At 70.6% G+C, this 19,717-nt stretch carries 14 protein-coding genes and 5 pseudogenes; 8 read left to right on the top strand and 11 right to left on the bottom strand.

From position 1 onward, the window contains the following. Positions 1 to 10: 10 nt before the first annotated feature. Positions 11 to 925, top strand: a complete 915-nt coding sequence (locus tag ABCR94_RS14920) for an SDR family oxidoreductase (RefSeq protein ID WP_347119766.1) — start codon at positions 11 to 13, stop codon at positions 923 to 925. Between the two features lie 45 nt (positions 926 to 970). Here the strand turns inward: ABCR94_RS14920 and ABCR94_RS14915 are convergent, their stop codons facing one another. Next, positions 971 to 1,804, bottom strand: coding sequence for an enoyl-CoA hydratase/isomerase family protein (locus tag ABCR94_RS14915; protein WP_347119765.1), 834 nt, complete (start codon positions 1,802 to 1,804; stop codon positions 971 to 973). Between the two features lie 141 nt (positions 1,805 to 1,945). Beyond that, positions 1,946 to 3,244, bottom strand: a complete 1,299-nt coding sequence (locus ABCR94_RS14910) for an alpha/beta fold hydrolase (RefSeq protein WP_347119764.1) — start codon at positions 3,242 to 3,244, stop codon at positions 1,946 to 1,948. 96 nt (positions 3,245 to 3,340) lie between these two features. On the opposite strand from ABCR94_RS14910, the pseudogene ABCR94_RS14905 reads away from it, so the two are divergent. Next, positions 3,341 to 3,682, top strand: a pseudogene (locus ABCR94_RS14905) (ATP-binding cassette domain-containing protein); the annotation flags it as partial. An 82-nt stretch (positions 3,683 to 3,764) separates the two neighbouring features. Here the strand turns inward: ABCR94_RS14905 and ABCR94_RS14900 are convergent. From ABCR94_RS14900 to ABCR94_RS14880, 5 genes and pseudogenes are all read right to left on the bottom strand, one after another. Further along, positions 3,765 to 4,310 (bottom strand): ATP-binding protein, encoded by a 546-nt coding sequence (locus ABCR94_RS14900; protein ID WP_347119763.1) that lies wholly within the window; start codon positions 4,308 to 4,310, stop codon positions 3,765 to 3,767. Between the two features lie 171 nt (positions 4,311 to 4,481). Continuing rightward, on the bottom strand, positions 4,482 to 5,510 hold the full coding sequence (locus tag ABCR94_RS14895; RefSeq protein WP_347119762.1) for a LacI family DNA-binding transcriptional regulator: 1,029 nt from the start codon (positions 5,508 to 5,510) through the stop codon (positions 4,482 to 4,484). A 25-nt stretch (positions 5,511 to 5,535) separates the two neighbouring features. Further along, a pseudogene (locus ABCR94_RS14890) lies at positions 5,536 to 6,453 on the bottom strand (carbohydrate ABC transporter permease). Beyond that, positions 6,450 to 7,397 carry a carbohydrate ABC transporter permease gene (locus ABCR94_RS14885; protein WP_347119761.1) on the bottom strand — a complete coding sequence of 316 codons (948 nt, stop codon included), beginning with the start codon at positions 7,395 to 7,397 and terminating at the stop codon, positions 6,450 to 6,452. The pseudogene ABCR94_RS14890 and the gene ABCR94_RS14885 overlap by 4 nt, the downstream one beginning before the upstream one ends. Beyond that, positions 7,394 to 8,707 (bottom strand): annotated as a pseudogene (locus tag ABCR94_RS14880) (ABC transporter substrate-binding protein). The gene ABCR94_RS14885 and the pseudogene ABCR94_RS14880 overlap by 4 nt, the downstream one beginning before the upstream one ends. A gap of 109 nt (positions 8,708 to 8,816) precedes the next feature. On the opposite strand from ABCR94_RS14880, the pseudogene ABCR94_RS14875 reads away from it, so the two are divergent. Together ABCR94_RS14875 and ABCR94_RS14870 are read left to right on the top strand one after the other, a co-directional pair. Continuing rightward, positions 8,817 to 9,419, top strand: a pseudogene (locus tag ABCR94_RS14875) (beta-galactosidase); the annotation flags it as partial. A 118-nt stretch (positions 9,420 to 9,537) separates the two neighbouring features. Then, on the top strand, positions 9,538 to 11,118 hold the full coding sequence (locus ABCR94_RS14870) for a glycosyl hydrolase 53 family protein (RefSeq protein WP_347119760.1): 1,581 nt from the start codon (positions 9,538 to 9,540) through the stop codon (positions 11,116 to 11,118). 45 nt (positions 11,119 to 11,163) lie between these two features. Here the strand turns inward: ABCR94_RS14870 and ABCR94_RS14865 are convergent, their stop codons facing one another. After that, positions 11,164 to 12,129 carry a pirin family protein gene (locus ABCR94_RS14865; RefSeq protein ID WP_347119759.1) on the bottom strand — a complete coding sequence of 322 codons (966 nt, stop codon included), beginning with the start codon at positions 12,127 to 12,129 and terminating at the stop codon, positions 11,164 to 11,166. Between the two features lie 62 nt (positions 12,130 to 12,191). Between ABCR94_RS14865 and ABCR94_RS14860 the strand changes: the two are divergent. From ABCR94_RS14860 to ABCR94_RS14850, 3 genes and pseudogenes are all read left to right on the top strand, one after another. Then, positions 12,192 to 12,359: pseudogene (locus ABCR94_RS14860) on the top strand (ATP-binding cassette domain-containing protein); the annotation flags it as partial. Positions 12,360 to 12,748: 389 nt separating this feature from the next. Next, positions 12,749 to 14,128 carry a family 2B encapsulin nanocompartment shell protein gene (locus ABCR94_RS14855; RefSeq protein WP_347119758.1) on the top strand — a complete coding sequence of 460 codons (1,380 nt, stop codon included), beginning with the start codon at positions 12,749 to 12,751 and terminating at the stop codon, positions 14,126 to 14,128. A gap of 184 nt (positions 14,129 to 14,312) precedes the next feature. After that, positions 14,313 to 15,590 (top strand): SufS family cysteine desulfurase, encoded by a 1,278-nt coding sequence (locus tag ABCR94_RS14850; RefSeq protein WP_521976994.1) that lies wholly within the window; start codon positions 14,313 to 14,315, stop codon positions 15,588 to 15,590. On the opposite strand, the gene ABCR94_RS14845 is transcribed toward ABCR94_RS14850, so the two are convergent. Both ABCR94_RS14845 and ABCR94_RS14840 read right to left on the bottom strand, forming a co-directional pair. Next, positions 15,587 to 16,108, bottom strand: a complete 522-nt coding sequence (locus ABCR94_RS14845; protein WP_347119757.1) for an ATP-binding protein — start codon at positions 16,106 to 16,108, stop codon at positions 15,587 to 15,589. The genes ABCR94_RS14850 and ABCR94_RS14845 overlap by 4 nt on opposite strands. Before the next feature lie 325 nt (positions 16,109 to 16,433). After that, complete coding sequence (locus tag ABCR94_RS14840) at positions 16,434 to 17,870, bottom strand: dihydrolipoyl dehydrogenase family protein (protein WP_347119756.1); 1,437 nt, start codon at positions 17,868 to 17,870, stop codon at positions 16,434 to 16,436. 174 nt (positions 17,871 to 18,044) lie between these two features. Between ABCR94_RS14840 and trxA the strand changes: the two genes are divergently transcribed. Next, the gene (gene trxA, locus ABCR94_RS14835; RefSeq protein ID WP_347119755.1) at positions 18,045 to 18,470 is read left to right on the top strand and encodes a thioredoxin; all 426 of its coding nucleotides are present in this window, start codon (positions 18,045 to 18,047) and stop codon (positions 18,468 to 18,470) included. A gap of 72 nt (positions 18,471 to 18,542) precedes the next feature. Here the strand turns inward: trxA and ABCR94_RS14830 are convergent, their stop codons facing one another. Continuing rightward, positions 18,543 to 19,715 carry a 4-hydroxybenzoate 3-monooxygenase gene (locus ABCR94_RS14830; protein WP_347119754.1) on the bottom strand — a complete coding sequence of 391 codons (1,173 nt, stop codon included), beginning with the start codon at positions 19,713 to 19,715 and terminating at the stop codon, positions 18,543 to 18,545. Between the last annotated feature and the right edge of the window lie 2 nt (positions 19,716 to 19,717).

Below are 19,717 nucleotides of genomic sequence, written 5' to 3'. Positions count from 1 at the left end.
CGATACGGCCATGACAGAGCCAGCGAAGACGCACGCGCGGCCCGCCGGGCTGCCGGGTCCGCCGCCGGCGGGCGCGAGCGCGCTGCCCCCCGGTACGTACGACGGCAGCACGGTCCTGGTCACGGGCGGTGGGACCGGTCTGGGCAAGGCCATCGCGGCGGAGTTCGCGCGGCTCGGGGCCAGTCTGGTGATCGCGAGCCGCAAGGCCGAGCATCTGAAGGCCGCTCAGGACGAGCTGGCGGCCATCGGCTGCGGCCGGGTCATGACCGCGCAGTGCGACATCCGGGACCCGGAGCGGATCGCCGAGGTCTTCGACGCGGCCACGGCGGCGTCGGGGCTGCCGGACGTCCTCGTGAACAACGCGGCGGCAAACTTCCCCGTACCGGCCGAAGACATGTCGCCCAACGCGTGGCGGGCGGTCGTGGACATCACCCTCACCGGCACCTGGTTCATGACGCGTGAGTTCGCCCGCCGCCATCTGTCGGCCGGGACGCCCGGTTCCGTCGTCAACATCGGCGCGTCGTACGCCTGGACGGGCGGCCCCGGCTTCGCGCACAGCGCCGCCGCCAAGGCCGGCGTGAAGAGCCTCGTCGAGACGCTGGCCGTGGAGTGGGGCCCGTACGGCATCCAGGTCAACGGCCTGGTGCCGGGGCTCGTCCCGCACGAGGACATGACCGACGACATCCGCGGCCACCTCGACCGGCAGCGGGAGAAGGCCGGCCGGCAGCCCGCGCTCAGGGTGGGGCTGCCGCGCGAGGTGGGCTGGGCCGCGACCTTCCTCGCCTCCCCGTACGCGCGGTTCATCACCGGCCACACGCTGGTCGTCGACGGTGCGAACTGGCAGCGGCGCGCACTGGTGAGCCCACCGGTGACGACCGTACGCGAGCAACTGGGGCGGGGGGCGTTCGGGGACGGGGCGGGGTAGGCGGGGGCGCCGCCCGGCGGGGCAGGGCAGGCGGGGCGCCCGCCCCTACTTGCCCTCGAAGACCGGCTTCCGGCGGGCCGCCTTCGCCCCGTACCCCTCGCTCGCGTCCTCGGAGGCGAGGGTGAGGGCCGCCGTCATCGCCGTGCGCTCCAACGCGCCCGCCATCGCCGCGTCGGCGTACGCGTCGATGGAGCGCTTGATGCCCTGGACGGCGAGCGGCGCGTTCGCCGCGATCTCCGCCGCCACCCCGCGCGCCGCCTTCTCCAGCTCGTCCACGGGGACCACGGATTGGAGCAGCCCCAGGCGTTCGGCCGTCGCCGCGTCGATACGGCGCCCGGTCAGCGCCAGGAGCTTGGCCCAGCCCGCGCCCGCGTCACGCGCGATCCGCAGATCGCCGCCCGCGTCGACCGCGACCCCGAGCTGCGCCTCGGGCAGTGCGCAGACGGCGTCGTCCGCGGCGATGCGCAGATCGGCCATCAGGGCCAGCTCGAAGCCGAAGCCCAGGCAGTAGCCCTGGACGGCGGCTACGACGGGCTGTGGGAGACGGGCGAAGGCGGCGAACCTCTCGTGGGCCCAGCGCAGGCCCTCGTGATAGTTGCGGGTCCGCTCGGCCGTCGAGCGGCCGGTGATCGCACCGCCCGGCGCGGTGAAGTCGATGCCCGCGCAGAAGGCCCGTCCTTCGGCCCGCAGCAGCACCACACGCACCTCGGGGTCGAAGCGGATCCGGTCCGCCATCAGCCCGAGCTGGCGGGTGGACTCCCAGCTCCAGGCGTTGAGCTTCGCCGGGCGGCAGAGGGTGAGGGTGCCGATGCCGTCCTCGATGTCGAGGCGTATCCGCTCCTCGCCATCGGCGACCTCCGTGCCGATCGTGTCGATCATCGTCCCCGTACCCCTCTCAGCCATCTGAGATCTGACGTTGCGTCAGAGTACGGGTCGGGGCTCAGCGGTTGAAGACCTCGAAGGTGGGTGGGTGACGAATGACCCATTCCGGCCGCTGTCAGCCACGCTGCCTGCCGCCCGTCACCCGTCGCCGCGGGCGAGGGCGAGCAGCCGGTCGAGGACCCGCGGTCCGCTCGCGCGCAGCCCGTCGTGCTCGTACTCGTCGGTGACCCAGGTGCGCAGCCCCTTGATGCTGCGGGCCGTGGCCAGTGCGTGCTCGGTGTCGACGTACATGTCGTCGTGGTAAATCGCGGCGGCCACCGGCACCTCGTTGGCGGCGAGGCGGTCCGCGTCGTACAGGGCGGGCCAGTCGGTGCGGTCGGCGAGCAGCCCGGCGGTGTCACGCAGCGGGCGCAGCGCGGGGTCGCAGTCGAAGTGCCAGGGGTGGATGCTCTCCCCGCTGAAGAGCACGGGCCTGTTCCCGGCGAGCGATGCGGCGGCGTCGAACTGCGGGAACTCGGCGCGGACCCGCTCGGCGCCCCAGGCGGTGGGGTGCACGCCCTGCGCGTAGATCGCCTCGTGCAGGACGGCGTACAGCGGGTGGCCCGCGTAGGACAGTTCGGCCTGCACCGCTTCCAGGAAGGCGTCACTGGGCGCGGGCCCCTGCGGGGTGCGGAGGAAGGCGTCCTCCAGGAGGTAGTGCAGGCGGTGGCTGCCGTCGCCGGAGCCGAGCAGGATACCGAGCGACTGGAACGCCTCGGGGGTGAGTGTGTAGCCGCCGGGCAGCACCGCCCTGTGCTCGGCCAGGTGGGCGGCGATCCGGGCGGCCCGCTCAATGTCCTGGGGGTAGCGCGCGTAGTGGGCCGCGTTCTTGCGCTCGATACGGGCGAACGCGGCGCGGTAGACGTCCTCCACGCATGCGTGCAGCGAGGGCAGGCCGCCGGTGATGAGGACCGTACTCAGCCCTTCGGGGGCGGCGCTGAGGTAGTGGACGGCGCAGAAGCCGCCGAAGCTCTGGCCCAGTACGGTCCAGGGCGCGTCGCCGGTCAGCCGGGGGCGGATGGTCTCGCAGTCCCGGACGATCGCGTCGGCGCGGAAGTGCGCGAGGTAGTCGGCCTGTTCGCGCGGTCCGCCGCGCAGTGGCAGGGTCTGCCGGTTGGCGGGGGTGGAGCGCCCGGTGCCGCGCTGGTCGACGAGCAGGACCCGGAACTCCTGGAGGGCCCTTCCCAGCCAGGCCTGCTGCCCGACGAAACGCCGGGCGCCGAAGCCGGGGCCGCCCTCCAGGTAGACCAGCCACGGCAGGTTCGCTTCGGCCTGGGAGCTCGCCACGACCTCGCGCGCGAACAACTCGATGCGCTCCCCCGAGGGGTTCGCGTGGTCGAGTGGCACGGAGAACCTGTGGTCGGTGAGGACGGTCCCGGGCTGGCGATAACTACTCAAGTCTGCTCCCTTTTTGATCACTCCTGAATAGTTCAGCACACTCGTACAGTCGCGGCCCGTGTGCGAGAAGACTCCGGCGCTTCTAGCGTGGCGTACATGATCCGGTTCGAGCAGGTCAACAAGGTCTACCCGGACGGCACTGCCGCCTGCACGACCTGTCCTTCCAGGTGGCGGAGGGCGAGCTGGTCACGCTCGTCGGCCCCTCGGGCTGCGGCAAGACGACCACCATGATGATGGTGAACCGGCTGATCGAGCCGACCTCGGGCCGGATCCTCATGGACGGCGAGGACATCGCGGGCGTGGACCCCCGTGAAGCTACGTCGCCGCATCGGTTACGTCATCCAGCAGGTGGGCCTCTTCCCGCACCGCACCATCCTCGACAACACCGCTACCGTCCCCTTCCTCACCGGCTGGAAGAAGGCCAAGGCAAGGGACCGGGGCGAAGCGGGCGGGGACGGAGCCGACGGGGTCGCCCCCGTCGGCACGCCTCTCGATCAGGGCCAGGCGACGTTACGACGCTTCACCGGACGGCGAGCGCCTCGGTCGAAATCAGGACCGGGGCCGGTGCCCAGGCCGCCGGTTCGGTCCCGGCGGCCTGCCCCTGCGGCCGCGCCGCGACCGTGTCGGTGGGCAGGACGACGAGCCCATCGAGCGGCAGACCGGCGGCGATCTCGGTCCGGAGGGTGAACCAGACAACCTTGCCCTCGGGCGTCCGGTGGGTCCCCCAACTGTCGCTGAGACTCGCCACCATGGCCAGACCCCGCCCCCGGGCCCGGGCCGCCTCCGGCTGATCAGTGCGCAGCTGCGGGAGGCGCCGGTCCTGGTCCAGCACGGCGGTGGTCAGACTCCGGCCGGTCCAGCGCAGTTCGAGCGTGCACCGCTTGTCGCCGGCCGCGTGCCGCTGGACGTTGGTGAGCAGTTCGCACACGCCGAGGCTGACGGGCTGGATGAGGGTTTCGAGCCCCCAGTGGCGCAGGTGTGCGGCGACGATCCTGCGGGCCTGGGGAACTCGGGCCGATACGGCCTCCATGTCCAGCGTGTACTCACGATCCGCCTGAGTGCTCACGACGAAAGCTCCTGGTGTGTGCGGTGACCCCTGGCCTACTTTCCACGCCCGACCGGACACCCCGGACGAACAGAAAGTAGCCGGGAGATCACATACGGACGCCTTCAGGTTCACCCCGAATGGCGCAACCCGCAACACAGGGCGGGATCCGGGGACGCGCCCCGCGCTGAGTCAGGCCGAGCCGCGCCGCACCAGTTCGGTGGGGAGGATCACCGCGGACGGCTGCTCCCCCGCGATCCGGGCGAGCAGTGTCCGTACCATCTCGGTGCTGATCCGGTCCCAGGGCTGACGGATCGTGGTGAGCTGAGGGCGTGCCGACAGTGCGGCCGGTGAGTCGTCGAAGCCGCCCACGGCCACGTCCTCGGGCACCCGCCGGCCGGCCCGCCCCAGGGTGTCGAGGACCCCCTGCGCCATCAGGTCCGACGCCACGAAGACGGCGTCGACATCCGGGGCCCGTTCAAGCAGCAGCTCGGCCGCCGTCTCACCGCTCGCCCTGCTGTAGTCGCCGGGCACGATCAGTGATTCGTCGACGGGCAGGCCGCATTCGGCCAGTACGTCGCGGTAGCCCTCCAGGCGCTCGACGCCGCCGGGGGTGTCCGGCGGGCCGGTCACCGTGGCGATCCGGCGGCGCCCGGACTCGTACAGGTAGCGGACTATCGTCCGGGCCCCGTCCCGGTCGTCGGCCGCGACATAGCCGACCTTCGCACTGCGCCCGAGGGGTTTGCCGCAGGCGACCACGGGGACGCCGGCCGCGTCCAGTTCGCTGCCCACGGGGTCCCCGGAGTGGCTGGAGACCAGGAGCACTCCGTCGACATGGCCGGCCTCGATGTAGCGCAGATTGCGCCGGCGTTCGGCCTCCGTGCCCGCGATCATGAGCAGCAGCGGGATGTCCTGGGCGGCGAGGGCCTGGGTGCAGGCCCTCAGCAGCACATTGAAGTTGGGGTCTTCGAAGAACCGCTCCTGCGGCTCGGTCAGCAGGAACGCCACCGAGTCGGACTTCCCGGTGATCAGCGAGCGGGCGTGCCGGTTGACGATATAGCCCGTCCGGCGGATCGCGGCGTCTACGGCCGTCTTCGACTGCGGGCTGACGTAGTGCCCGCCGTTGAGCACGCGTGAGACGGTGCCGCGCGAGACGCCCGCCTCGCGGGCCACGTCGTGGATCGTCACCGACCGACGCTTGCCGTCCGTTCCGCGGTTCATGATCTGTCCCCTCGTGTTTCTGCGTTCAGGACTTTACGGCCCCGGAGAGCAGATCGAGGCTCCAGAACCGTTGGATGACGAGGAACAGGGCGATCAGCGGCACGATCGCGAGGAGGGCGCCGGTGATCACCAGGGTGTAGAGGGCCGGGGTGTTTGAGCCCTGGGCGAGCAGCGTGAACAGGCCGACGGTCATGGGGAACTTCGTGTCGTCGCCGAGCATGATGTACGGCAGCAGGAAGTTGTTCCAGATCGCCACGAACTGGAACAGGAAGATCGTCACGAGGCCCGGGGACATCATCGGGACGGCGATCCGCAGGAAGATCCGCCACTCGCCGGCGCCGTCCATCCGGCCGGCTTCGACCAGTTCGGTGGGGACGGCGGCGTCGGCGTAGATACGGCCGAGGTAGACGCCGTACGGGGAGAGGATCAGCGGCAGCAGCACGGACAGGTGAGTGTCCGTCATATCTGCCTGCGCCATCAGCAGATACTACGGAATGGCGAGGATGACGGGCGGCACGAGGACGCCCGCGAGGATCACATGGAAGACGGTTTCCCGGCCCCGGAACCGGTAGAGGGCCAGCGCGTAACCGGCGAATGCCGACACCACCGTGGACAGGATCGCGCCCACGCCCGCGTAGAGCAGGGAGTTGGCCATCCACTGCCAGTAGATGCCGTCGCGGTAGGCGCCGAGGTCCGCGACGTTGTCGGTGAAACCGCTGCCGGGCAGGAAGGTGAAGGTGGAGAACAGCTCCGTGCCGGACTTCGTGGATGCCACCAGCACCCAGGCCACCGGCAGCAGACAGTAGACCGCGCCGAGCACCAGGGCCGCGGTGGGCAGCAGGGCGGTCCGGCGGGGACGCGGCGGCCCCTGGGCGGTGCCCGGTGTGGTGCCCGCGGCCGGTGGGCGCCGCCGCGACGACGCGGGGGTGGTGAGCGTGCTCATCGCTTTCCTCCTTGCGTACCGCGGGAGTTGAACACCTTCAGCAGGGTGAAGGACAGGACGAAGGTGGCTGCGGCGAGGAGCACGGCGGTGGCGGAGGCCCCGTACGCGTTCCCGCTCACGAAGGCGTCGTTGTAGACCTTCATCAAGGGGCTCCACGTGGTGGAGATGCCGTTGGTCAGGGGCTTGAGGGTGGTCGGTTCGCTGAAGACCTGGAGGGTCGCGATGACCGAGAAGAAGAAGGTCAGCACCAGGGAGGGCGCCACCATGGGGATCTTGACGCGCAGGGCGATCTGCAGCGGTGTGGCGCCGTCGAGCTTCGCCGCCTCGATGACCTCGGCCGGGATGGACCGCAGCGAGGTGTAGATGACGATCATGTTGAAGCCGGTGCCGCCCCAGACGGCGATGTTCGCCAGGGACAGGAAGAGCGGTCCGCCGTCGAGGAGGTCGGGGTGGGGCAGCCCCAGCCGGTCGAGGACCTGGAGGAAGGGGCTGACGTCCGGCAGGTAGAGGAAGCCCCACAGCAGGGCCGCGATGACGCCGGGGATGGCGTACGGAAGGAAGATCGCGAGCCGGGAGAAGGCGCGCGCGCGGACCCGCTCGGTGTCCAGGAGCAGCGCGAACAGCAGCGCGAGGCCGAGCATGACGGGGACGACGATCGCGCCGTAGCCGAGGATGCGCAGGGCGCCGTGGCCAAGCTCGGTGTCGGTGAGGGCGGCGGTGTAGTTCTCCAGACCGGCCCAGACCTCGGAACGGGCCCCCTTGCCGAGCCCGAGGCCCTTCACCTCGACCTTGTGGAGGCTGAGCCAGAGCGCGTATCCGACGGGCAGGGCGAAGAAGAGCGCGAAGAGAACGGCGGCCGGCGCGAGGAAGCCGTACGGGGCGGCCTTGACCCGGTACGTCGTCCCCCGGCCCCGGCCGCTCGCCGTTCTGTGGGTCCTGCTCACGGGGCGACCTCGAAGCCCTGCTTCTTCAGGTCGGCGACGGTGGCGTCCTGCATTCCGGTGAGGGCCGCGCCGAAACCCGACCTGGCCTTGGCCTTGGCAGCCTTGCCGAAGCGGTCCTTGAACGCCGAGTACGCGACGTTCACATTGGGGCCCCAGGCGGCGGGAGCCGTGGTCTTGGAGATCTCGGCGGCGAGGGTGTAGAAGTCCGGCTGATTGGCGAAGTAGTCGGGGGCCTCGGCCAGTGCGCCACTGGTCTGGGCGGCGGTGGCGGCCGGGTAGATGCCACCCTCCTTGACCAATGCGGCCAGCGCCTTGAGGTCGGTGTTGAGCCAGGTCGCGAACTTCGCCGCAGCCGCCTTGTGCTTCGAGTCGGTGGTGACTGCGGTGGTGGAGCCGCCCCAACTGCCGGTGGACTTACCGCCCTTCGACCACTGCGGAAGCGGCGCCATGGCCCACTTGCCCTTGGTCGCGGGGGCGGCGGTGGTCAGGGTGCCGGGCGCCCAGACGGCGCTCACCCAGGCAATCTGCTTGCCGGTGTTCAGCGCCTTGTTCCAGGCGGGCGTGTACATCGGCTGGTTGTCGACGGCGCCCGAGTCGACCAGGTCGCCCCAGAAGTCGGTGACCTTCCTGGTGGCCGCGTCGTCGATGCCGACCTTCCACTTCTCGCCCTCGACGGTCCACCACTTGGCGCCGGCCTGCTGGGCCAGCCCCGCGAAGAGACCGGAGTCGTTGGAGGAGAAGGTCGTCAGCGACTTGTCGGGGGCCTTCTTCTTCAGCGCGGGGGCCGTGTCGGCGAACTCGTCCCAGGTGGCCGGGGGCGTCAGGCCGTACTCCTTGAAGAGGTCGGCCCGGTAGAAGAACATCATCGGCCCGGAGTCCTACGGCACCGCGTAGACGGCGTCGGTGCCGAGGGTGGTCTGCTGACAGACGCCGGGGGCAAACTTCTTCTCGGCGTCGCCGACCTCCTCGGATATGTCGGCGAGCGCGTCATTGCTGACGAGGGTGGGCAGCGCCTGATACTCGGCCTGGACCAGGTCGGGGGCCTTGTGCGCCTTGGCCGCCGTGATGATTTTGGTGACCAGGTCGTCGCCGGACGCCTGCTTCTGCACCGTCACCCTGATGTCCGGGTTCTGCTTGTTCCAGAGGTCCGCCACCTTGTCCATGCCGGGCGCCCAGGCCCAGTAGTTGAGCGAGACGGGGCCGGATCCGGCGCTGTCGTCGCCGGACGATCCGCAGGCGGTGAGCGCGGTCGCGCCCAGGGCGACGGCTGTTGCGGTGACCGCGAGGCGGCGGTGGAGCGTGTGGGACATGAGGGCTTCTCCCTGACCGAAGGGGCCTCCGTTCCGACACGGAGACCGACCACGCATCTGTTCATGCGTCTGTGAGCGTTCACAGTAGAGAAACGTTCCAGACACTTGTCATCTGCGCCGCTATGTCGAGAACGGCGGCACCCTCGTTGTCTCCTACTTCTCCGGGATCGTCGACGAGCACGACGCCGTGCACCCCGGCGCGCACCCGGGCGCCCTGCGCGAAGTGCTCGGCCTGACCGTCGAGGAGTGGTCACCGCTGGGTGAGGGCGAGAGCGTACGGATCAGCGGCCCGGGAGGGTCGTCGCTCACCGGTGACGTGTGGACCGAGTTTGTGGTGCCGCGCGGGGCGGAGACCGTCTGGTCGTACGCCGACGGGCCGGCCGCGGGCGGCCCCGCCGTCACCCGGCACCGGCTGGGCCGGGGCACCGCCTGGTACGTCTCCTCCCGGCTGGACCCGGTCGCCCTGGCCACGATCCTCGACGCCGCCTGTGAGGACGCCGGTGTCGCGCCCCGCGCCGAACTGCCCTGCGACGTCGAGGTGGTGCGCCGCACCGGCGACGGCGGCACCTACCTCTTCGCCATCAACCACACCGCGCACCCCGCGAAGGTGCCGCTGGACGCGCCGGGCACCGAACTGCTCAGCGGTGAGCGTGCCGCCGGACAGCTCGCCGTTCCGGCGGGCGCCGTTCGGGTCGTACGACTCGACGCCTGACCCCAACAGGACTGCCCGGGGTGGTTGTCGAGCCGACGGCCGCCCCGGGTGCACCGAATCGAACCGCCACCCAACCGCACCACCCGTCTCCGCCCTCCACCGTCGAAGGGACCCGACGATGTATGCCCTGCCACGACGCACCCCCCTCACCCTGCTCAGAGCCGCCGCTGTCCCCCTCATCGGCGCTCTGCTGATCACCGCGCTTCCCGGCCAGATGGCTCAAGCCGCCTCCACCCTCACCAACACCGGTTTCGAATCCGGCACTTCGGGCTGGTCCACCTACTCCGCCACGGGTCAGGACGCGGCGGCGTACGCCGAGGCGGGCGGGCACAGCGGCAGCAGCCGGCTGACCCACTGGTCCGCGTCGGCCTACAAGGTGGAGACGTTGCAGTACCTGTCCGGGCTGGCCAACGGCACGTACACGCTGAGCGCCCGGGTCCGTTCGAGCGGTGGCCAGAACGCCGCGTATCTGGCGCTGCGCAACTGCGGTTCGCCGGAGCAGCGCACCGACCTGCCGCCCACGTCCGACGGGAAGTGGCTGCGGATCGTGACCTCGGTCAAGGTGACCGGTGGTCAGTGCACGATCAGCATCAACTCCGATGCCAGGGCAGGTAATTGGCTCAACGCCGACGACCTCGCCTTCGCCCCGGGCGCGACCGGAGTGCCGGTCAAGGGCGTCGACGTATCGACGCTGAAGAAGAGCGAGGACCTCGGCGGTGTGTACCGCACGACCGGCGGTACTGCCGGTGACGGGCTGGGCATCCTGCGGTCCGCGGGCGCCAACTACGGGCGGCTCAAGGTGTGGGTGGACCCGGCCGACGGCTACAACAACAAGGCGCGCGTACTGGAGATGGCCAAGCGCATCAAGGGCCAGGGCATGAAGCTCCTGGTCGACTTCCACTACTCCGACATCTGGGCCGACCCGGGGGCGCAATCCAAGCCCGCCGCGTGGGCCTCGCATTCGTACACTCAGCTGAAGAAGGACGTGTACGACCACACGCACGAGGTACTGGGCGCGCTGAAGGCGCAGGGCACCACGGCCGACATGGTGCAGATCGGCAACGAGATCAACACCGGCATGCTCTGGCCGGAGGGCTCCACGACCAACTGGGAGCAGACCGCCGGTCTGCTCAAGTCCGGCATCTCCGCGGCCAGGGCCGTCTCCTCGACCACCCGCGTCGCCCTGCACCTGGCGCACGGCGGCGACAACAGCCTGTACCGCTGGTGGTTCGACAACGCGATCGCGCAGGGGGTCGACTTCGACGTCATCGCCCTGTCCTTCTACGGTTACTGGCACGGGCAGTTGTCGGATCTCCAGGCCAACCTCGACGACATCTCCGCCCGCTACGGCAAGCAGGTCCTGATCGCCGAGACCGCGTACGCCTTCCGGCTGGACAGCAAGGACAGCAAGGACAGCCACGAGAACATCATTGACACCACGGCCGAACTACTCCCCGGCTACCCGGCGAACACGACGGGACAGGCGGCCTGGCTCCGCGACCTGACGAGCATCGTCGAGGCCGTACCGAACGGCCGCGGCCTGGGCGTCGTCTACTGGGAGCCCACCTGGACGGCCGTCACCGGCAACGGCTGGGACCCGGCCGACCCCTCGTCCGGCAACGGCTGGGAGAACCAGGCCCTGTTCGGCTACGACGACAGGCTTCTCCCGTCGGCGGCGAGCTGGTTCGGCCACCGCTGAGCCAATGGCCTCGGCCGTCGCGAACCACGCCTGCCCGTCAGCGGATCAACGCACCCGTCCCCGCGGTTTCAGGACCACCGGCGGGAGTTCGGGGGCGGGCAGGCGGTCGCCGTCGTAGCCGTGCACCTCGCCGAAGCGGTCGCCCTCCATCCAGGCCTTGCGGGCCTCTTCGATGTCCTGCTGGGAACGGCCCACGAAGTTCCACCACATGACCAGCTCCTCCTCGAAGGGCTCGCCACCCAGAAGCATCAGGCCCGCGTCCGTCCCGGCGCGCAACGGGAGTTCGGTGCGGCCGCAGCCGAGGTAGAGCATCGAGCCGGGCAGCACCGGCACGCCGTCGACGTACGCCTCGCCGGACATCGAGAGCACGGCGTACTCGAAGTCCGGGTCGAGCGGGAGCCTGGCCTCGGCGCCGCTCGCGAGTGCCAGGTCCGCGCCGACGATGGGGGTGTACGTCGTCCCGGGCGACGCCGCGCCGTCGAGTCCGCCGAGGATGACGGTGGCGGTGAGGCCGGGGGCGGTGACGGCGGGCAGGTCCGCGTGATGCTGGAAGTGCGGCTCGGCGTCGCGGTGGGCGTCGGGCAGTGCGACCCACAGCTGGGCTCCGTGCAGATACCGGGCGTGCGGGCGCGGGCTCTCCTCGGAGTGGCTGATGGCGCGACCGGAGGTCATCAGGCCCAGTTCATGGGGCCTGATGGTCTGGAGGCTGCCGAGGCTGTCGCGGTGCAGGACCTCTCCGTCGTGCAGCCAGCTGACGGTCTGCAGGCCGAGGTGCGGATGGGGAGCCACCTGCATGCCGGACCGGTCGGCGATGTCGTCGGGCCCGTAGTGGTCGACGAAGCACCATGCGCCGACCATGCGACGGCCGAGGTTCGGCAGGAGGCGGCGTACCTCGGTGGACTCGCCGAGCTTGACGCGTCGGGGGCTGAGGAGTTCGCGTACAGGCTCCGCGACGACGAATCCGCGGCCGCCGCAGAGGGAAGGCACGGCCTGGCGCTCGAGATTGCTCATGGTGCTCAGCCTATTTGCGAGCCGTTGAGACCCGTCGGCATTCCGCGCCCGGACTCCACGGAATGTTTATCCTGGCGCACGACGACCGGCTCGTCGTGGAGGACCTCGACCTGACGGTCCCGCCGGGAAAAATCACCGCCATCGTCGGCGCGAACGCCTGCGGCAAGTCCACCCTGCTGCGCGCCCCGGCCTGGCTGATGGCGCCCAAGCGCGGCGCGGCCACCGTCGAGGACGTCTTCGGCCTGCGCTGCCGGATCACCACGGCCCCGGTCAGTGGCACCCCGTGGGTCATCCCGGTCGGCCGCCACCGCGGACTCTTAAGTCGTCCGTGAACGCACCCGGCACCGGAATCCGGACGAACACCACCGCATAAGCCGCCCTTTGGGAATCACATAGCTCCAATATGGGAGCAAATCACGTCAGATGCCGGGCACTTGCTCGCTGCGTATGCCCGACGTTCCCAAGGCCACGAAGGTGCGCATCCTCGCGTAAAGCACTTTTCCGGCCCATCACCAATATCGGCACCTTGCGGTGACCGCATAGCGAGAAGACGATCGCCTCGTTCCGGCGTGCCACCCGGCGAACTCCCCGGGTCACGCCCGTCTTCGAGGAGGCCTCAGTGAACGATCGACTCGCTCTCAGTCCGGATGCGGCACGGCAACTCGCCAGCGCCACCAAGACCACTCCGCAGATGCGCGGCATCACCCCGCGCTATCTGCTGCGCGCCCTGCCCTGGGTGGACGTCGAATCGGGTGTCTTCCGCGTCAACCGGCGCCGCACGTACGTGCTGGGCGACGACCGCATCAGTACGCACGAGCAGAACGGCAGCCCGAGCATCGTCCCGGGCGACTTACGTGAGGTGGCTTATCTGCGCGACGCCGACGACGCGTCGCTCGCCCGACTCGCCGACTCCTTCACGGAAGTGACCTTCGAGCCCGGTCAGGTGCTGCTCCAGTCCGGCGAGCCGGCCGACCGGCTGTGGGTGCTCGTGCAGGGGCGGGCCGAGAAGCGCGTGTCCGGCCGTCATGGCGAGGACGAGCTGCTCGAAGTGGTGGGTGACGGCCAGTTCTTCGACCTCGAATCCTGGACCCGCTCCGAGCCCATGCCGTACCGCGTCCAGGCCCTCACCCGCGGTGTGGCTCTCTGCGCCGACCGCAGCGCGCTGGGCGAGCTCGCGGACCGGGACGAGAACCTGCGTGCGGCGATGGACGCGTACGCCGCCGGGGACAACACCGTGCCTGGCGGTGAGGTGCCGGTGGAGCTCCGCGACGGGCACGTGGGTGAACCCGACCTGCCGGGAACGTACGTCGACTACGAGGACGCACCCCGCGAGTACCACATGACGCTCGCCCAGACCGTGCTGCGCGTGCACACACGCGTCGCGGACCTCTACAACGGTTCCATCGACCAGACCCGCGCCCAGGCGAACCTGACCATCCAGGCGCTGCGGGAGCGGCAGGAGGCCGCGCTGCTGAACCACCCGGGCTTCGGGCTTTTCAACAGTGTCCCCGCCGGGCAGCGGGTGCAGGCGCGCACCGGTGCACCGACCCCCGACGACCTGGACGAGCTGCTCACGAAGGTCTGGAAGCAGCCGGGCTTCTTCCTCGCGCACCCCCGGGCGATAGCCGCGTTCGGCCGCGAATGTACCCGCCGGGGGGTCCCCCCGGTGATGGACACCCGGTTCGGCAGTCCGCTGCTGACCTGGCGCGGAGTGCCGCTGCTGCCCTCGGACAAGGTGCGGTTCACGGGCGCGGGCCTCGGCACCACCGAGATCCTGCTGATGCGCATGGGCGAGGCCGAGCAGGGGGTGGTGGGGCTGCGCCCGTCGGCCGTCCCGGACGAGGTCGAGCCCGGCCTGTCCATGCGGAACATGGGGGTCGACCAGAAGGGCATCACCTCGTACCTGATGACGGCGTACTTCAACACCGCGGTCCTTGTGGAGGACGCGATCGCGGTTCTCCAGAACGTCGAGGTGGGCAAGTACCATGATTACTCCTGACGTTGCGCGGCTGACGGCGACACCGGCGACACCGGTGAAGACGGTGACCGACGCGGTGGCACCGGTCACGGCGGCACCGGGCACAGTGTCATCGGCCACGGCGGCTCCCGGTGCCGCGGCACCGGCGGTGGGCACCGTGGCACCTGGTGCCGCACCACCGGCAGCCGGCACTGCGGCGCCTGGCATGGGTGCACCGAGTACGGCCGCGGCCGTACCGAACACGGCCACCCCCGTCGCCGCCGCCCCTGGCGCCTTCTCGCCCGAGCTCGTGCGGCAGGACTTTCCGATCCTGCACCGGACCGTCAACGGGCACCCGCTGGTCTGGCTGGACAACGGGGCCACCACCCAGAAGCCGCGTCAGGTGATCGAGGCACTGGCCGCCTTCTACAGCGCCGCCAACTCCAACATCCACCGCGGCGCACACACCATGGCGCGGGAAGCCACCGAGATGTACGAGGCGGGCCGGGCCGCCGTCGCGCAGTTCCTGGGCGCACCGGCCCCGGAGAACATCGTCTTCGTACGCGGCACGACCGAGGCGATCAACCTCGTCGCGCAGAGCTGGGGGCGGGCCAATCTCGGCCCCGGCGACGACATCCTGGTGCCCGTCCTTGAGCACCATTCCAACATCGTGCCGTGGCAGCTGATCGCCAAGGAGACCCGGGCCCGGGTGGTCCCGGTCCCACTGACGGCCGACGGCGCGATCGATCAGGACGCGTACGCCGACCTGCTCTCCTCACGCACCCAACTCGTCGCGATCAGCCATGCGTCGAACGTCCTCGGCACCGTTCCTCCGGTGCGCGAGATGACGGCACTGGCACACCGCTACGGGGCCAAGGTGCTGGTGGACGGGGCTCAGGCCGTCGCTCATTTCCCGGTCGACGTAGAGGAGTTGGACGCCGACTTCTACGCGTTCTCCGGGCACAAGCTGTTCGGTCCCACGGGCATCGGCGCCCTGTACGGGAAGCCGGAGCTGCTGGAGCGCATGGCGCCCTGGCAGGGCGGCGGCAACATGATCGAGTCGGTCGACTTCGCCCGGACCACCTTCGCGCCAGTGCCCCACCGCCTGGAGGCGGGCACGGGTCATATCTCCGGGGTGGTCGGTCTGCTGGCCGCGCTGAACTGGCTGATGTCGTTCGACCGGGGCGCCGTCACCGCGTACGAGCAGGCCCTGATGGCGTACGCGCAACAAGCCATGGCCACCGTCCCCGGCCTCGATCTGGTGGGCTCGGCGCCGGACAGGATCGCCGTACTGACCTTCACCCTCGCGGGCCAGGATCCGGCCACGATCGCCGACTGGCTGGACCGCGACGGCATCGCCATCAGGGCCGGCCATCACTGCGCCCAGCCGGCGCTGGCCCACTACGGTCTCGAAACGGCGGCGCGCGCGTCGCTCGCCCTCTACAACACGTCCGGGGAGGTGGACCAACTGGTCGCGTCCCTGCGCCGACTCGCCGAGAGCTAGGGCGTTGGCGACGCTACCCCCGGCGGCCGGACAGCCTCCTCGCCGGGCCGGTCCAGCCGGGCTACGACGAGGGTGCCCCGCCCGCCGCTGCTGAGGGCGAACGCATCGGCCAGCGCCTCGACCAGCCGCAGGCCACGCCCGTGCTCCGCACTCGGCGACACGGCCCGCGCCGAGGGCGTCAGCGGCAGGGTGCCCGCGTCGTGCACGGCGACGGTCAGCGCGGCGTCGCCCTCACGGTCCAGGCGCAGGAGGATCGGTGCGGCGCCGTGCTGGACGGCGTTGGTCACGAGTTCGGTGACCAGCAGGGCGACGGTGTCCACCGCCTCGGCGGCACACTGCCAGCGACTCAGACAGGCGAGGACAAGATGTCGCGCGACCGTGGCGGCCTTCGGCGAGGCGGGCAGATGCCACACGGCGTGGTCGGCGTACTCGACCCGGTCGACGGCCGCCAGGTCGGGCGCCTCGGCAGGCAGGGGCAGGACGGGGCGGCGAAATGCAGACGCGGGGTGGAGGTGCATGCGGCTCTCTTCCCGATCGAGGGGAGGCCCAAGGCGAGGAGATGCCCTTCACGCACGCCGTCCGGCCCCTTCGGTGACGAGACCGCCCGAAACACATGTCCCGCAGCGCCCCTGGGGAAGCACTGCGGCGCCGGGCCGTCCCGATCCGTACTCACTACGGAACACGCAGATGGTGCGGCAAATACTCATACGGCAGCGATCCGAGTCGCAGGGGTGGCCTCGGTCCGGGGCACGTCAGTTCGACGCCCTCATCTGTTGCACGAGGCGTGACGCACGGCTCGGGCCCCGTGCGTCACGCCTGCTGCTCCTGCTCCTGCTCCTGCTTCTACTTCGCCGTCTCCGCGCGGTACGTCTCCAGCAGCCGCAGCCACACCTCGCTGATCGTCGGATAGGCCGGAACCGCGTGCCACAGGCGGTCGATCGGCACCTCGCCGGCGACCGCCACCGTGGCGGAGTGCAGCAGTTCACCGACCGCTGGTCCCACGAACGTGGCGCCGATCACGATCTCGCGGTCCAGGTCGACGACCATGCGGGCACGGCCCCGATAGCCATCGGCGTACAGGCCGGAGCCCGCCACCGACGCCAGGTCGTAGTCGACCGCGCGCACCCGGCGCCCCGCCGCCTCGGCCTCCGCGAGGCTGAGGCCGACGGCGGCCGCCTCCGGGTCGGTGAAGACCACCTGGGGGACGGCGGCGTGGTCGGCGGTCGCCGCGTGCGCGCCCCACGGACCGGTGGCCAGGGGCTCGCCCTGCGCCCTGGCGACGATGGCGGCGCCCGCGATCCGGGCCTGATACTTGCCCTGATGGGTCATCAGGGCCCGGTGGTTGACGTCACCCACGCCGTACAGCCAGTCGCTGCCCCGGACCAGACAGCTGTCGTCGACGTCCAGCCAGTCACTGGCCGTCAGGCCGACCGTCTCCAGGCCGATGTCGTCGGTGCGCGGGGCGCGGCCGGTGGCGAAGAGGATCTCGTCCGCCTCGATCCGCTCGCCGTCCTTGAGCACCACGGTGACCGGTCCGGTCCCGCCGTCGCGTTCGACGGAGGCCACCGAGACGCCGGTACGTACCGTCGCGCCGCTCTCGATGAGCCCTTCGGCGACCAGCTCGCCGGCGAAGGGCTCCATCTTGGCCAGCAGGCCCTCTCCCCGTACGAGCACGGTCACCCGCGACCCGAGCGCCTGCCATGCCGTCGCCATCTCCACGGCGACCACTCCCCCGCCGACGACCACGAGGCGCCCGGGTACCTGCTGGGCGCTGGTCGCCTCGCGGCTCGTCCAGGGCTTCGCGTCCGCCGCGCCGGGCAGGCCGGGGACGACGGCCCGGGTGCCGGTGCACACGGCGACGGCGTGCCTGGCGGTCAGTGTGTGCCGTTCGCCGCCGGAGCCCTCGACGGTGACCTGCTTGGGTCCGGCGAGCCGGCCCTGGCCGCGGTAGATGTGTGCGCCGACCGACTCCAGCCAGTCCACCTGGCCGTCGTCCTTCCAGTGCGAGGCGTACGCATCGCGATGGGCGAGCACCGCCCGCACATCGAGCGGGCCCTGCACGGACTGCCGCAGCCCGGGGACTCGGCGCGCGTCGGCGCGTGCGGTCACCGGGCGCAGCAGGGCCTTGCTGGGCATGCACGCCCAGTACGAGCACTCGCCGCCGATCAGTTCGCTCTCCACGACCGCCACGCTCAGCCCGGCCGCCCTCGCACCGTCCGTCACGTTCTCGCCCACCGGCCCGGCACCAACCACCACGACGTCGTACTCAACAGCGTCCACAGCGTCCACAGCACCCGTCGCAACCACAGAATCCACAGAATCCACACGTCCAGTCATAGGGTGCAGTCTGGTCGGGGGTGTGCGCCGTGGCCACCCGGGCAGGCGGAATAGGTCGGACCCGTGCGTCGTTGTGCGGGACGGCTACGCCCGTTGTGCCAGGAAGAGGAGCGCCGCATGTCCACCGTTGAGCTCACCAAGGAAAACTTCGATCAGGTCGTCTCGGAAAATGAATTCATCCTGATCGATTTCTGGGCTTCCTGGTGCGGTCCGTGCCGCCAGTTCGCACCCGTCTACGAGAGCGCCTCCGAGCGCCACCAGGATCTGGTCTTCGCCAAGGTCGACACGGAGGCTCAGCAGGAGCTGGCCGCGGCCTTCGAGATCCGTTCGATTCCGACTCTGATGATCGTGCGCGAGAACGTAGCGGTGTTCGCCCAGCCCGGCGCGCTGCCGGAGGCCGCCCTGGAAGACGTCATCGGGCAGGCCCGCAAGCTCGACATGGACGAGGTCCGCAAGTCCGTCGACGACGCGAAGGAAGCCGGCGAGGCGGGCGGGGCGAATGAGTCGAGCGGGGCGGCGAACGAGACCAAGGACGCGGGCTGACACCACAGTCCGCGTGCGGGGCCCGGCCGCGCCCGCCGTTGTTGGGGCGCCCGGCGGCACCCGGGGGCCGGGTCAGTCGAGGGGCAGTCCCGTGTAGTTCTCGGCGAGCTCGGCGGCGGGCCCGGGGGCCACGAGGCGGTGCAGCCGCGCCAGCTGGACACGTTCGTCGAAGGCGTCGTCGTCCGGCCGGCTGTGCAGCATCGTCGTCATCTCGTACGAGAACCGGGTGGCTTGCCACACCCGTCGCAGGCACAGGTCGGAGTAGCCGTCGAGGAGTTCCGCCGATCCGGTGCGCCGGTGGTGCCCGAAGGCGCGGGCCAGGATTCGCACGTCGGACACGGCCAGATTCAGCCCCTTGGCCCCGGTGGGCGGCACGATGTGCGCGGCGTCCCCCGCCAGGAAGACCCGCCCGTACCGCATCGGCTCGGTGACATGACTCCGCATCGGTGTCACGGACTTGGCGGTGACCGGGCCGCGCGCCAGGCTCCAGCCCCCGTCGACGGCGAATCGCCGGTCCAGCTCGTCCCAGATCCGCCCGTCGGGCCAGTCCGCCGGGTCGGTGCCGTTCGGGACCTGGAGGTAGAACCGGGAGACGGTGGGCGAGCGCATGCTGTGCAGGGCGAAGCCGCCCTCGCCCCGCGCGTAGATCAACTCGTTGCAGGAGGGCGGGACATCGGCCAGGATGCCGAGCCAGGAGTACGGATAGGAGCGCTCGTACGTACGGCGTACGGCGGCCGGGATCGCGGAGCGGGCGATGCCGTGGAAGCCGTCGCAGCCGATGACGTAGTCGCACTCCAGGGTCTGCTCCCGGCCACCGTGGGAGAAACGGACCACGGGGTGATCGGACTCCGGCTTCTCGATGGCCAGGGCTTCGGCCTCGAAGAACAGCGGTGGCCCTTCGGTGAGTTGGAGCGCGACGAGGTCCTTGACCACCTCCGTCTGCGCGTACACCGTCACGGATCGCCCGCCGGTCGCCGCCGGGAAGTCGATGCGGTGGCTCTGCCGGTCGAAGCGCAGCTCGATGCCGTGGTGTACCAGACCTTCGGCGTCCATGCGGGCGCCCGCGCCGCAGGCACGCAGCGCGTCGACGGTGCCCTGTTCGAGAATCCCGGCGCGCTGGCGCTGTTCGACGTAGTCGCGCGTGCGGCTCTCCAGGACGACGCAGTCGATTCCCGCGATGTGCAGCAGTCGCGCGAGCAGCAGTCCGGCCGGGCCGCCCCCGATGATCCCCACCGTGGTCCGCATAC

Origin of the sequence: Streptomyces changchenzhani, from assembly GCF_039766235.1 — a bacterium.
GTDB lineage: Bacteria > Actinomycetota > Actinomycetes > Streptomycetales > Streptomycetaceae > Streptomyces.
Note: the sequence above shows the minus strand (reverse complement) of the source record. Positions and strands in the feature narration are given on the sequence as shown.